Annotated in this window: 15 protein-coding genes; 11 read left to right on the top strand and 4 right to left on the bottom strand. The window is 71.8% G+C overall.

The annotated features are described in order from the left end of the window. Positions 1–124: 124 nt before the first annotated feature. The gene (locus AB0F82_RS22560; RefSeq protein ID WP_030821464.1) at positions 125–304 is read right to left on the bottom strand and encodes a hypothetical protein; all 180 of its coding nucleotides are present in this window, start codon (positions 302–304) and stop codon (positions 125–127) included. Between the two features lie 246 nt (positions 305–550). On the opposite strand from AB0F82_RS22560, the gene AB0F82_RS22555 reads away from it, so the two are divergent. The 4 genes from AB0F82_RS22555 (at position 551) to AB0F82_RS22540 (ending at position 4,074) form a co-directional block, all read left to right on the top strand. Beyond that, positions 551–1,204 carry a response regulator transcription factor gene (locus tag AB0F82_RS22555; RefSeq protein ID WP_030008767.1) on the top strand — a complete coding sequence of 218 codons (654 nt, stop codon included), beginning with the start codon at positions 551–553 and terminating at the stop codon, positions 1,202–1,204. Positions 1,205–1,208: 4 nt separating this feature from the next. After that, entirely contained in the window at positions 1,209–2,453 is a 1,245-nt protein-coding gene (locus AB0F82_RS22550) for a sensor histidine kinase (RefSeq protein ID WP_356811651.1), read from the top strand. Between the two features lie 382 nt (positions 2,454–2,835). Then, positions 2,836–3,132 (top strand): DUF4193 domain-containing protein, encoded by a 297-nt coding sequence (locus tag AB0F82_RS22545; RefSeq protein ID WP_030036261.1) that lies wholly within the window; start codon positions 2,836–2,838, stop codon positions 3,130–3,132. 12 nt (positions 3,133–3,144) lie between these two features. Further along, positions 3,145–4,074, top strand: coding sequence for a hypothetical protein (locus AB0F82_RS22540; RefSeq protein ID WP_362630585.1), 930 nt, complete (start codon positions 3,145–3,147; stop codon positions 4,072–4,074). A gap of 34 nt (positions 4,075–4,108) precedes the next feature. Here the strand turns inward: AB0F82_RS22540 and AB0F82_RS22535 are convergent, their stop codons facing one another. Continuing rightward, positions 4,109–4,567 (bottom strand): DUF3093 domain-containing protein, encoded by a 459-nt coding sequence (locus AB0F82_RS22535; RefSeq protein WP_356811653.1) that lies wholly within the window; start codon positions 4,565–4,567, stop codon positions 4,109–4,111. A 58-nt stretch (positions 4,568–4,625) separates the two neighbouring features. Between AB0F82_RS22535 and AB0F82_RS22530 the strand changes: the two genes are divergently transcribed. From AB0F82_RS22530 to AB0F82_RS22500, 7 genes are all read left to right on the top strand, one after another. After that, the gene (locus AB0F82_RS22530) at positions 4,626–5,210 is read left to right on the top strand and encodes a PaaI family thioesterase (RefSeq protein ID WP_362630582.1); all 585 of its coding nucleotides are present in this window, start codon (positions 4,626–4,628) and stop codon (positions 5,208–5,210) included. Continuing rightward, the gene (gene dut, locus AB0F82_RS22525) at positions 5,210–5,755 is read left to right on the top strand and encodes a dUTP diphosphatase (protein ID WP_362630579.1); all 546 of its coding nucleotides are present in this window, start codon (positions 5,210–5,212) and stop codon (positions 5,753–5,755) included. Before AB0F82_RS22530 ends, dut begins: the two co-directional genes overlap by 1 nt. 1 nt (position 5,756) lies before the next feature. Continuing rightward, positions 5,757–6,542, top strand: coding sequence for a DUF3710 domain-containing protein (locus AB0F82_RS22520; protein ID WP_356811656.1), 786 nt, complete (start codon positions 5,757–5,759; stop codon positions 6,540–6,542). Between the two features lie 195 nt (positions 6,543–6,737). Continuing rightward, complete coding sequence (locus tag AB0F82_RS22515; protein ID WP_362630576.1) at positions 6,738–9,380, top strand: sensor histidine kinase KdpD; 2,643 nt, start codon at positions 6,738–6,740, stop codon at positions 9,378–9,380. Further along, positions 9,377–10,063: a response regulator gene (locus AB0F82_RS22510; protein WP_362630573.1), complete on the top strand. Its 687-nt coding sequence runs from the start codon at positions 9,377–9,379 to the stop codon at positions 10,061–10,063. The genes AB0F82_RS22515 and AB0F82_RS22510 overlap by 4 nt, the downstream gene beginning before the upstream one ends. Positions 10,064–10,088: 25 nt before the next feature. Beyond that, positions 10,089–10,508 (top strand): OB-fold nucleic acid binding domain-containing protein, encoded by a 420-nt coding sequence (locus tag AB0F82_RS22505; protein ID WP_136229447.1) that lies wholly within the window; start codon positions 10,089–10,091, stop codon positions 10,506–10,508. A gap of 6 nt (positions 10,509–10,514) precedes the next feature. Continuing rightward, complete coding sequence (locus tag AB0F82_RS22500; protein WP_362630569.1) at positions 10,515–11,258, top strand: DUF3159 domain-containing protein; 744 nt, start codon at positions 10,515–10,517, stop codon at positions 11,256–11,258. A gap of 635 nt (positions 11,259–11,893) precedes the next feature. Here AB0F82_RS22500 and AB0F82_RS22495 read toward each other — a convergent pair. Further along, positions 11,894–12,556, bottom strand: coding sequence for a potassium channel family protein (locus tag AB0F82_RS22495; protein ID WP_030650639.1), 663 nt, complete (start codon positions 12,554–12,556; stop codon positions 11,894–11,896). Beyond that, positions 12,553–13,221, bottom strand: a complete 669-nt coding sequence (locus AB0F82_RS22490; protein ID WP_030838372.1) for a potassium channel family protein — start codon at positions 13,219–13,221, stop codon at positions 12,553–12,555. The genes AB0F82_RS22495 and AB0F82_RS22490 overlap by 4 nt, the downstream gene beginning before the upstream one ends. Positions 13,222–13,318: the final 97 nt, after the last annotated feature.

The following is a 13,318-nucleotide window of genomic DNA, read 5'->3' as shown; positions in this document are numbered from 1 at the left end:
GTGGACCCCGGCCGCCCGAAGGGGCGGCCGGGGTCCACGTCGTCCTTGAGCCGGCGCTCAGCGGCCGGTCGGCTGCCGGGCAGGGCCGGTCAGCGGCCGGCCAGCAGGCGGGTACGGCGCCCGGTCAGCAGGCGGGTACGGCGGCCGTGACCGGGACGCCGTGCTCGGCGGCCAAGCGCTGGAGGTCTTCCAGCTCCGCCTGTTCCACTTCCGCGAGGAAGTCGTCGCCCGTCTCACGGGCGTGCCTGAGATCCGACTGCGTGGCCCTGATGCGGTGCAGGAGACCCGCGGTGAATGCGTCCATGATGGGTTCGCCCCCTCTTCGTGGGTCGGCGGCGGCACGTGGCTATACCGCCGTCAGGGAGTGGATGGGGTGTTCTCACGTCCTCCCCGGCACCCCGGGCCCAGAAACCTCTGAAGGCCGGGGAATCCTCACTTCAGCCCCGGGAGCCCCTCCCTGACCCGCCTTACAGCCGGTTTACGGCTGAAACGTGCAGGATGTACGACGCAATACAGGTGTGCCCTTCAGGGCTCGGAGGAAGGAAACGACGTGCGCGTACTCGTCGTCGAGGACGAGCAGCTGCTCGCCGATGCGGTGGCCACCGGGCTGCGCCGGGAGGCCATGGCCGTGGACGTCGTGTACGACGGCGCCGCCGCCCTGGAGCGGGTCGGCGTGAACGACTACGACGTGGTCGTGCTCGACCGGGACCTCCCGCTCGTACACGGCGACGACGTGTGCCGGAAGATCGTCGAGCTCGGCATGCCCACCCGCGTGCTGATGCTGACCGCCTCCGGTGACGTGAGCGACCGCGTGGAGGGCCTGGAGCTCGGGGCGGACGACTACCTGCCCAAGCCCTTCGCCTTCACCGAGCTGACCGCCCGGGTGCGGGCCCTCGGCCGGCGCACCACCGTCGCGCTGCCGCCCGTACTGGAGCGGGCCGGGATCAAGCTGGACCCCAACCGGCGCGAGGTGTTCCGCGAGGGCAAGGAGGTGCAGCTGGCCCCGAAGGAGTTCGCGGTGCTGGAGGTCCTGATGCGCAGCGAGGGGACCGTGGTCTCGGCCGAGCAGCTGCTGGAGAAGGCCTGGGACGAGAACACCGACCCGTTCACCAACGTGGTGCGCGTGACGGTGATGACCCTGCGCCGCAAGCTGGGCGAGCCGCCCGTCATCGTGACGGTGCCCGGCTCCGGATACCGGATCTGACCGCGTGGCGACCACCCCGGCGCCACCGGCGGCGCCACCGAAACCGACGTGGGACCCCGGCCAGCCCGAGGGTCCCTTCCCGTGGCTGAGGCCGACCATCCGGATACGCCTCACCCTGCTCTACGGCGGGATGTTCCTGATCGCGGGCATCCTGCTGCTGTCGATCATCTACCTGCTGGCGGCGCAGGCCCTGCGGCAGGGCAACGCACTGCCGTTCCAGATCGTCGGCGGCCAGGTCAAGGTCACCAGCAGTTCCTGCCCCGGAGTGGTGGGTCTCGAACTGACGCCCGACCAGTTCAACGCCGCGATCGGCCAGTGCATCCTCGAACAGCGCAGGCACGCCCTGGACGACCTGCTGAGCCGCTCGCTGATGGCCCTGCTGGGCCTGAGCATCATCGCCTTCGCCTTCGGCTACGCGATGGCCGGCCGGGTGCTCTCGCCGCTGGGCAAGATCACCCGTACCGCGCGCCGGGTGGTCGGATCCGACCTGACCCGGCGCATCGAGCTGGACGGCCCGGACGACGAGCTCAAGGAGCTCGCCGACACCTTCGACGAGATGCTCGACCGGCTGGAGCGGGCCTTCACGGCCCAGCAGCGGTTCGTGGCCAACGCCTCGCACGAGCTGCGGACGCCGCTGGCGATCAACCGGACCCTGCTGGAGGTGCACCTGTCCGACCCGGGTGCCCCGGTGGAGCTCCAGCAGCTCGGCAAGACCCTGCTCGCCACCAACGAGCGCAGCGAACAGCTGGTCGAGGGTCTGCTGCTGCTGGCCCGCAGCGAGAACCAGATCGTCGAGCGCAAGCCCGTGGACCTGTCGGAGGTCGCCTCGCGCGCCGTCGACCAGGTGCGGGGCGAGGCCGATGCCAAGGGCGTGGAGTTCCGCGGCGAGCGCGCGCCGGCCGTCGTGCAGGGCAATGGCGTCCTGCTGGAGCGGATCGCTCTCAACCTGGTGCAGAACGCCGTCCGGTACAACGTGCCGGAGGACGGCTGGGTGGAGGTCACCACGGTCGCCCAGCACGGCCAGGCGGTGCTCCTGGTGTCGAACACGGGTCCCGTTGTTCCCGCGTACGAGGTGGACAACCTCTTCGAGCCGTTCAGGCGGCTGCGTACGGAGCGTACGGGCAGCGACAAGGGTGTCGGACTGGGCCTGTCGATCGCGCGCTCCGTGGCGCGCGCACACGGCGGCAGGATCCAGGCGATGCCCCGGGAGGGCGGTGGCCTCGTGATGCGTGTCACTCTTCCTTTGTGACACCCTCACCCCGTGTTCGCTTTTGGCTGAATACTTGGCCGCTGAATCCATCCGCCTCTGTGTGATCGATCACAGTCGGTGGTGTCCGGCCATGTGCGTTCGGTGACTCGGGGGCGGCCGGAACGCCCGGGAAGTCCGGGTTTCCGGCCCGCCGAATGGCGGGAAATACACGGGGTGGCGTTTGTGCAAGACGGCACCCGGACCGTGTACGGTCCCGGTCGTCATCCCAGCCAATCGCCGCTTCAGGCGGGCGGCTGGGTGTCGATTGAGTAACAGACCTTGATGTGAGGCAAAATCTCCGCCTCAGGTCGGGCACAAGTCCGGCCTCTCGTGCGTTACGTGCGCTGAGACACCGCTAACACCCAGAGGGGGAGAGCGAACAATGGCAACGGACTACGACACCCCGCGCAAGACCGACGACGACGTCGACAACGACAGCATTGAAGAGCTGAAGGCTCGACGCAATGAGAAGTCGTCCTCGTCCGTCGACATGGACGAGTTCGACTCGGCCGAGAGCCTGGAGCTTCCCGGCGCGGACCTCTCCAACGAGGAGCTGGCCGTCCGGGTCCTGCCCAAGCAGGCCGACGAGTTCACCTGCATGAGCTGCTTCCTGGTGCACCACCGCAGCCAGCTGGCGCGTGAGAAGAACGGTCAGCCGATCTGTCGCGACTGCGACTGAGAGGCGTCGGCCGTGGCTGGCTCGACACCCTTTCGGAAGCGCCGCTTCCGAAAGCCAGGTGATGCGGCGGAGACGCAGGCGGTGACCACGGACCCTCAGACGGGTCCCGAAGCCCCCGGCGGCTCCGCCAGTGCGGCGCTCGTCGTGCCCTCCGCCGCCGCCCCGGCGGCGTCGGCCACGGAGCCCGGCGAGGGATCCCGGCGCGGCCCCGGGGGACGTCGCCTGCAAGCCGTCAAGAACGGTGTGCGCAGGGGCGGCGAAGGCGTGCGCGGCGCCGCTCTGTACATCACCGACAGGATCATCGAGAACGCACCGCGCGTTCCGGTCAGGGACCTCGCGACGCTGCGCGCGCAGTTCCCCGGCCTCGGCCCCGAACAGCTCGCCGACAAGCTGATCTCGGGCGCCGCAGCCGCCTCGGCGACCGTCGGGGCGAGCATCGGCGCGGCAGCCATGCTGCCGGTGCCGCCCGCGATGCCCGCCGAACTGGCTGCGGAGATCACCGGCGTCGCGGCGATCGAGCTCAAGCTCATCGCGGAGCTCCACGAGGTGTACGGCCAGCGGCCGCACGGCAGCCTCAAGGAGCGCACGTTCGCCTACCTGACCGCGTGGACCGAAGAGCGCGGGGTCGACCTGACGAAGCCCACGACGCTGAACGCGGCGCTCGGCGGTCAGATGAAGCGCGAACTGCGCCAGCAGATCGTCAAGCGGATGATCCGCAGCCTGCCGAACCTCATGCCGTTCATGGTGGGGGCGGCGGTCGGAGCGGTCATGAACCGCCGCGACACCCGCAAACTCGCCGAGAAGGTCCGTGGGGACCTGCGCCGGCAGGCGGTGGCCTGGGAGGCCCTGCGCACCCTGCCGCCCCTGGAACGGCCCGTGGAGCCCCTTCCCGAGGCCACCAGGGCCGCCCTTGAGGGGCCGGAGTACTTCACGCGCGACTGATGCCGTCCGCCGCCCCCGCCGAGGGCCCGGCGCGTCAGGCCGCCCGCGCCGCGCGCAGGGCCGAGACCAGGGCCTGCGGCTCGCGGGTGGAGACGTAGACGTACGGGGTCGGGTCGGCGGGGTCGGTGACCTCGACGCGGACCGCCGTCGGCACGTAGCTGCGCATCAGCATGAAGGCCCGGGTGTCCGCCTTGTACGTCCGCCAGGCGCGGGCCTCCTCGGCGTCGAGGACCTCGGGCTCGCCCAGCGCCGACACCGGGATCCGCGCGTCGCCGACGGCCAGCGCACCGTTCACCACGCGCACGCGCGCGGAACCGTACGAACTCACCAGCAGTCCGGCCAGCGCGGTGCCGCCGACCAGGCCGGCCAGCAGCGGCAGCGTGCCCAGGGGCAGCAGCATCAGCGCGCCCGCGAGGCCGGTCAGTACGGCGATGCCCCACCAGGAGCGAGGGGCGGTCAGGCGTTCGTCGTGGTGCGCGGTGGAGAGCTGCATGCGCTCAAGCCTGCCACGAGGCGACCGGCGGGTAGCCGCGCGGGTAAGGTCTGCGGCTGTGAGTGGACGAAACACAGTGCTGACGCCCCCGGCCGATGCCGCCGCACCGGTCCGGCATCCCGACGCGCCGGCGCCCGGCGAGCTCCTCGGTGCCCACTACGAGCACTGCTTCGGCTGCGGCGGGAGCCAGCCGCACGGTCTGCACCTGGAGGCCCGCGCCGGTGACGGCGTGCGCGTCACCGCCGAGTTCACCGTCAAGCCCGCCCACCAGGGTGCGCCCGGGCTCGCCCACGGCGGGGTGCTCGCCACCGCACTCGACGAGACGCTGGGCTCGCTGAACTGGCTGCTGCGCGTCATCGCCGTGACGGGCCGGCTGGAGACGGACTACGTGCGGCCGGTGCCCGTGGAGACCGTGCTGCACCTGGAGGCCGAGGTCACCGCCGTCGCCGGTCGCAAGATCTACTGCACGGCCGTGGGCCGGATAGGCGGGCCGGACGGCCCGGTCGCGGTCCGGGCCGACGCGCTCTTCATCGAGGTGAAGGTCGACCACTTCACCGACAACGGACGGCCCGAGGAGATCCGGGCGGCCATGGCCGACCCGGACCAGGTCAGGCGCGCACGCGCCTTCGAGGTGAACCCCTGATGCCCCTGAACGACAACGGATCGCGCCATGACGTCGACGTGCTGATCCGCCGCCTCGACCCGGAGGTTCCCATTCCGGCGTATGGGCACCCGGGTGACGCCGGCTGCGACCTGGTGACCACCGAGGCCGCCGTGCTGGAGCCCGGCGAGCGCGCGGTGCTGCCCACCGGGGTCTCGATCGCCCTCCCCGACGGGTACGCGGCCTTCGTGCACCCGCGGTCGGGTCTGGCCGCACGCTGCGGGCTCGCGCTCGTGAATGCCCCGGGGACCGTGGATGCCGGGTACCGTGGAGAGATCAAGGTGATCGTGGTCAATCTCGACCCTCGCGAGAGCGTCCGGTTCGAGCGTTTCGACCGCATTGCCCAGCTGGTTGTCCAGCGGGTCGAGAAGGTGCGCTTCCACGAGGTGGCGGAACTTCCCGGCTCGGCCCGGGCCGAGGGGGGTTTCGGCTCCACCGGCGGTCATGCGGCCGTGGCCGGATCCGGGGCTGGTCAGCAGGGTGGGAATGGCTACGCTTCGGTCGTAACCGACCGGGAAGGACAGTGACGTGTTCGGACGTCGCAAGAAGAACGACTCCGCCCATGACGGCGGCGCGGCCGAGCAGGTCGTAGACGGCGTCGCCGCCGGTGAGCAGGACGACGCGGAGGAGTCGGACAGCGCTGCCGCGCCGCGCCGGATCAACCTGCCCCCGGCCCCGCGGCCGGACGGCCCCTGGGACATCTCCGAGGTGCTCGGGAACCCGGCCGACGGCCGGGTCGACCTGGGCGGCATCTTCGTACCCGGTGTCGACGGCATGGAACTGCGCGTCGAGGTCGCCGGAGACGCGATCGTGGCCGCCACCGTGGTCCTGGGCGACAGTGCCGTGCAGCTGCAGGCCTTCGCCGCGCCCAAGAAGGAGGGCATCTGGGGCGAGGTCCGCGACGAGATCGCCGCGGGCATCACCCAGCAGGGCGGCATCATCGACGAGGTCCAGGGCACGCTGGGCTGGGAACTGCGTGCGCAGGTGCCCGTCCCGCTCCCGGACGGGCAGACCGGCGCCCAGCTGGTCCGCTTCGTCGGCGTCGACGGCCCGCGCTGGTTCCTGCGCGGCGTCATCTCCGGCCAGGGCGCGGTGCGCCCCGAGTCGGCGGGCGTCCTGGAGCAGATCTTCCGGGACACCGTCGTCGTCCGCGGCGACGGCCCGATGGCCCCGCGCGACCCGATCGTCCTGAAGCTGCCGAACGACGCCCAGATGGTGCCGGACGGCGTGCAGACGGAGGAGCAGGAAGGCTCCCGCTTCGGCGGCGGCATGGGCCAGCTCGAGCGCGGCCCGGAGATCACCGAGGTCCGCTGACCCCGGACGGCCCCCGCGCAGAGGGGGTGCGTCGTGTTTCCGGCCGGTGGGCCCCATCCCGACGGGGTGGGGCCCACCGGCTTTCGCGCGCCCGCCTGCGACCCGCGCCGTACCCCGCGTCAGAGATCCGTCAGGGATCGGTCCCGCCGCCGCGATCGGTGCGTGCGCCGCCCGGACGTCCCCGAGAATGAGCCCATGGGACGCGGCAGGCTCAGGATCTATCTCGGCGCGGCACCCGGTGTGGGCAAGACCTACGCGATGCTCTCCGAGGGGCACCGCAGGGTGGAGCGGGGCGCGGACTGCGTCGTCGGCTTCGTCGAGCACCACGGGCGGCCGCGTACGGAGGTCATGCTCCACGGCCTGGAACTGGTGGAGCGCAGGACCCTGGCCCACCGCGGCGCCTCCTTCACCGAGATGGACGTGGACGCGGTCCTCGAACGCCGGCCGGCCATAGCGCTCGTGGACGAGCTCGCGCACACCAACGTCCCCGGCTCGCGCAACGCCAAACGCTGGCAGGACGTGGAGGAGCTGCTGCGAGCCGGTATCGACGTCGTGTCGACGGTCAACATCCAGCACCTGGAGTCGCTCGGGGACGTGGTCGAGTCGATCACCGGGGTGCGGCAGCGGGAGACCGTGCCCGACGAGGTCGTCCGCCGGGCCGACCAGGTCGAGCTGGTCGACATGTCCCCGCAGGCGCTGCGCCGGCGGATGGCGCACGGAAACATATACAAGCCCGAGAAGGTCGACGCGGCCCTCTCCAACTACTTCCGGCCCGGCAACCTCACGGCCCTGCGCGAGCTGGCGCTGCTCTGGGTCGCCGACCGGGCGGACGAGTACCTCCAGCAGTACCGGGGCGAGCACGGCATCCGCTCGACCTGGCAGGCGCGGGAGCGGATCGTCGTCGGGCTCACCGGCGGACCCGAGGGACGGACCTTGATCCGGCGCGCCTCGCGGATGGCGGCGAAGGGCTCGGGCAGCGAGATCCTCGCCGTCTACATCGCCCGCAGCGACGGCCTGACGGCGGCCTCGCCGAAGGAGCTCGCGGTCCAGCGGACGCTGGTCGAGGACCTCGGCGGAACGTTTCACCATGTCATCGGCGACAACATCCCCGACGCCCTGCTCGCCTTCGCGCGCGGGGTCAACGCCACCCAGATCGTGCTCGGCTCCAGCCGCCGCCGCTCGTGGCAGTACGTCTTGGGCCCCGGTGTCGGCGCGAGCGTGGCCCGCGACTCGGGACCCGACCTCGACGTCCACATCGTCACGCACGAGGAGGTCGCCAAGGGGCGGGGCCTGCCCCTGGCCCCCTCCGCCGCCCGCCTCGGACGCAGCCGGATCCTGGCCGGCTGGGTCGTCGGCACGGTCTTCCCGGTCCTGCTGTGCCTCCTGCTCACGCACATCGCCGCGGACCTCGGCATCGCCAACGACATGCTGCTGTTCCTGGCGCTGACCGTGGCGGCCGCCCTGCTGGGCGGGCTCTGGCCGGCCCTGGCCTCCGCCGCCGTCGGCTCACTGCTGCTGAACTACTACTTCGCCCCGCCGCTGCACCGCTTCACCGTGTCCGACCCCAGGAACATCGTCGCCATCGCCGTCTTCTTCGGTGTGGCCGTCGCGGTGGCCTCCGTGGTGGACCTGGCCGCCCGGCGCACCCACCAGGCGGCCCGGCTGCGCGCCGAGTCCGAGATCCTCTCCTTCCTCGCCGGGAGCGTGCTGCGGGGCGAGACCACCCTGGACGCGCTGCTGGAGCGGGTGCGCGAGACCTTCGCCATGGAGTCGGTGGCCCTGCTGGAACGGGCGGACGACCGGGACCTGTGGAAACGGGCCGGCAGCGTCGGCCCCCGCCCGGTCGCCCGCCCCGAGGACGCCGATGTGGACATGCCGATCGGCGACCACATGGCGCTCGCCCTGTCCGGGCGGGTCCTGCCCGCCGAGGACCGCCGGGTGCTCGGGGCCTTCGCCGCCCAGGCCGCCGTGGTCCTGGACCGCCAGCGACTGGTCGGCGAGGCCGAGGAGGCCCGCCGGCTGGCCGAGGGCAACCGGATCCGGACCGCCCTGCTGGCCGCCGTCAGCCATGACCTGCGTACGCCGCTGGCCTCCATCAAGGCCTCCGTGACCTCGCTGCGCTCCGACGACGTCGAATGGTCCGAGGCGGACCGCGCCGAGCTGCTGGAGGGCATCGAGGACGGCGCCGACCGCCTCGACCACCTGGTGGGCAACCTGCTGGACCTGTCGCGGCTGCAGACCGGGACCGTCACCCCGCTGATCCGGGAGATCGACCTCGACGAGGTCGTCCCGATGGCGCTGGGCGGCGTACCGGAGGACAGCGTGCTGCTGGACGTGCCCGAGTCGCTGCCGATGGTGGCGGTGGATCCCGGGCTGCTGGAACGGGCCGTGGCCAACGTCGTCGAGAACGCCGTCAAGTACAGCCCGGCCGGGACGCCGGTGCTGGTGGCGGCCAGCAGCCTCGGCGACCGGGTCGAGGTGCGGGTCGTCGACCGCGGTCCCGGGGTCCCCGACGACGCCAAGGACCGCATCTTCGCCCCCTTCCAGCGGTACGGGGACGCCCCGCGCGGCGCCGGAGTGGGCCTCGGGCTGGCCGTCGCCCGCGGATTCACCGAGTCCATGGACGGCACGATCGCCGCCGAGGACACCCCCGGCGGCGGGCTGACCATGGTGCTGACCCTGCGCGCGGTACACCGCGGCGCGCCGGCCCGTGGCACCGTGGACGCCGGCGAACGCGGGGACGGGGACGGGCTCGCCACCCCCGGTGCGGACGCATCGCAGACCGGTCACGACCGTGACCGGAAGACCAGGACGCGACAGAAGGCAGGACCTCAATGACCCGGGTGCTCGTGGTGGACGACGAGCCGCAGATCGTCCGAGCCCTCGTGATCAATCTGAAGGCACGCACGTACGAGGTCGACGCCGCCGCCGACGGCGCGAGCGCCCTGGAGCTCGCGGCGGCCCGCCACCCCGACGTGGTCGTCCTCGACCTCGGTCTCCCGGACATGGACGGGGTCGAGGTGATCAGGGGGCTGCGCGGCTGGACCCGCGTCCCCATCCTGGTCCTCTCCGCCCGGCACAGCTCCGACGAGAAGGTCGAGGCCCTGGACGCGGGCGCCGACGACTACGTGACCAAGCCCTTCGGCATGGACGAGCTGCTGGCCAGGCTGCGCGCCGCCGTCCGCCGGGCGGAACCGTCCGCCGGTGCGGGAGAGGGCGAGGTGGTCGTGGCGACCGAGGGCTTCACGGTGGACCTGGCCGCCAAGAAGGCGGTGCGCGAGGGGCGTGACGTACGGCTGACCCCCACCGAGTGGCACCTGCTGGAGGTCCTGGTCCGCAACGGCGGCAAGCTGGTCAGCCAGAAGCACCTCCTGCAGGAGGTCTGGGGGCCGTCGTACGGCACCGAGACGAACTACCTGCGGGTCTACATGGCCCAGTTGCGGCGCAAGCTGGAGGCGGACCCCTCGCATCCGCGGCACTTCATCACCGAACCGGGCATGGGATACCGCTTCGAGAGGTAGTCGGCGCGCCGGTAGGCTTTCCTGTATGAGTGCTGAACCGCGTCCCGAGAAGCCCGCGAAGCCGGCCAGGCCGGCGGGCCGGTTCCGCCGGATGATCGAGCGGCTGTCGACCTCGCAGGAGGACCTGCATTCCGCGGAGCTGCAGGAGGACGCAGAAGCCGCGGGCTGTACGCGGATCTGCGACTGCGACGACCGCCAGATAGTCAAGGTGACCGGCACCCTGCGTACGGTCACCCTCCGCCCGAGGGCCGGCGTCCCCGCTCTGGAGGCCGAGCTGTTCGACGGCTCCGGCGCACTGGACGTGGTCTGGCTCGGGCGTCGCTCGATCGTGGGAATCGAGCCCGGGCGACGCATGATCGCCTCCGGGCGCATCTCGCTGAGTCACGGCCGTCGGGTGCTGTTCAACCCGAAGTACGAACTCCGACCGCTCGGACAGGAGCAGTAACCGGCGATGTCACTCGACAAACCGACCAATCCGGAGCCCGGCGCCGAGCCCCCCGCGGAGCAGTCCGCGGACCAGAAGGCCGTGACGCAGGCGGCGCTGTTCGACGCGTTCGGAGGTGTCCGGGGCACCGTCGAGACGATGCTCCCCGGGCTGCTCTTCGTCATGATCTACACGGTCAACAAGGACGTGAAGATGTCCGCCGTCGCGGCGGGCGCGGTCGCCGTGCTGCTGGTGATCGTGCGGCTGCTGCGCAAGGACACGGTGAAGCACGCCTTCAGCGGCGTCTTCGGCGTGGGCGTGGGCGTGGCCTTCGCCCTCTTCACGGGCAGCGCGAAGGGGTTCTACCTGCCGGGCATGATCTACGGCGTCGGCCTGGGCGTGGCCTTCACGGTCTCGGCTCTGGTGGGCTTCCCGCTGCTGGGCGTGATCCTCGGCCCGGTGTTCAAGGAGAACCTGTCCTGGCGCACGCGCAACCCGGGGCGCAAGAAGGCGTACACGAAGGCCAGCCTGGCCTGGGGGCTGATCTTCCTCGCCAAGTACGCGATCCTCTTCCCGCTGTACTGGTGGGGCGACGCGACGCAGCTGGGCTGGGTGCTGATCGCGCTGAAGCTCCCGCCGATGGTGCTCGCGGTGTACTTCACCTGGGTCTTCCTGGCGAAGGCGCCGCCGCCGATCGACGTCATCGCGGAGTGGGAGGCCAAGGAGGCCGCCGAGGAGGCCCGCAAGGCGACGTCCCACCGGAAGCCCTGACCGACGGGCAGATGTAACGAGGGGCGGGACGGCCGAAGGGCCGCTCCCGCCCTTCCGCATTGCGGGCCGCAGCCACCGGGCAGCCCCTGGCCGCCCGGCCTCCGGGCCCGGCCCCAGGCCCGACCGGGCCCGGCCCCAGGCCCTGGCCTGCCCGGCCCCGGTCGAGAACGGCCCTGGGCCGCGGGCCGATCCGGGCACCTGGTGGCCGCATTCGCCGAGGTCGCACCTTCGGGAAGCCACGCTGAACGTGTCGTGGGGGCCGGGCTGCCGTCGACCTGCCGGCACGCCGTCCGCGTACAGCGCCACCTTGCCGCGGCCGCCATCCCGCACGAGCATGCAGCGCCGCGGGGGAGCCCGTCAGGCACCCGTACGTCGAGTGCGCCCCTCAGGGCCGGCGGCCGCCGAGAAGGGGGGGCACCGGCCGCCCGGACGGTGGCAGCGGCGGGCGGGGCTCCGTCCGTCGAGCGTGCCCGCAGGGCCGGCCGACGGTGCGTGGCGCTGCCCATGCGCAGGCCGAGGGGTGGCCGAGCCTGCCCGGGCGGGCCCGCAGGGCCTGTGGTGGGGAAGCGCGAAGGGGGCGCGCCGTGCCGGGCGCGCCCCCTTCGTCGGCCGAGCAGGTCCGCAGGTCCGCAGGACTAGCGGCGGGCCTGGAGGAGGTCCTCCAGCTGCTCCTCGCGGGCCTGGGCCGCCACGAAGAGGAGCTCGTCGCCCGGCTCCAGGGTCTCCTCGCCGTGCGGGGTGAGCACCCGGTTGCCCCGGATGATCGTCACCAGCGAGGTGTCCTCGGGCCAGCTGATCTCGCTGATCTGCGTACCCGCGACCGAGGAGTCGGCCGGCAGGGTCAGCTCGACCAGGTTGGCGTCGCCGTGGCTGAAGCGCAGCAGCCGCACCAGGTCGCCGACGCTCACGGCCTCCTCGACCAGGGCCGACATCAGGCGCGGCGTGGAGACCGCGACGTCCACGCCCCAGGACTCGTTGAAGAGCCACTCGTTCTTCGGGTTGTTGACGCGGGCCACCACGCGCGGCACGCCGTATTCGGTCTTCGCGAGCAGCGAGACGACGAGGTTGACCTTGTCGTCACCGGTCGCCGCGATGACCACGTTGCAGCGCTGCAGCGCCGCCTCGTCCAGCGAGGTGATCTCGCAGGCGTCGGCCAGCAGCCACTCGGCCTGAGGCACCCGCTCCACCGAGATGGCGGTCGGCGCCTTGTCGACCAGGAGCACCTCGTGGCCGTTCTCCAGCAGCTCGCCCGCGATGGAGCGGCCCACCGCGCCTGCCCCGGCGATAGCGACCCTCATGCGTGTGCCTCCTCAGGCCCCTCGGCGAAAGCCGCCTCGACCTTGTCGATCTCGTCCGTGCGCATCATCACGTGGACGAGGTCGCCCTCCTGCAGCACCGTCTGCGACGTCGGCAGCATGGCCTCGCCCAGCCGGGTGAGGAACGCGACACGGACGCCGGTCTCGTCCTGGATCTTGCTGACCTTGTGCCCGATCCAGGCGGGAGAGGTGTGCACCTCGGCGAGCTGAACGCCGCCGCTCGGGTCCCGCCACAGCGGCTCGGCGCCCGACGGCAGCAGCCGGCGCAGCATCTGGTCGGCGGTCCACCGCACGGTGGCGACGGTGGGGATGCCCAGGCGCTGGTAGACCTCGGCGCGCTTGGGGTCGTAGATGCGTGCGGCGACGTTCTCGACGCCGAACATCTCCCGGGCCACCCGCGCGGCGATGATGTTGGAATTGTCACCACTGCTGACGGCGGCGAACGCGCCCGCGTCCTCGATTCCCGCCTCCCGCAGGGTGTCCTGGTCGAAGCCGACCCCGGTGACGCGGCGGCCGCCGAATCCGGCGCCGAGCCGGCGGAATGCGGTGGGGTCCTGGTCGACGACTGCGACCGTATGCCCCTGCTGTTCCAGGGTTTGCGCGAGGGCGGAGCCCACTCTTCCGCAACCCATGATGACGATGTGCACGGCCGTCCTTCCGGCTGTCAGCGACTCGCTGGTTCCCAGCCTCATTGCATCTCTGGTTTAACAGGGTCTCAGACCATGGCCCAAGCTACACACGGGT

This window comes from Streptomyces virginiae, from assembly GCF_040638905.1.
Taxonomy (GTDB): Bacteria; Actinomycetota; Actinomycetes; order Streptomycetales; family Streptomycetaceae; genus Streptomyces; species Streptomyces virginiae_B.
This window is presented reverse-complemented; position numbering and strand designations above follow the sequence as displayed.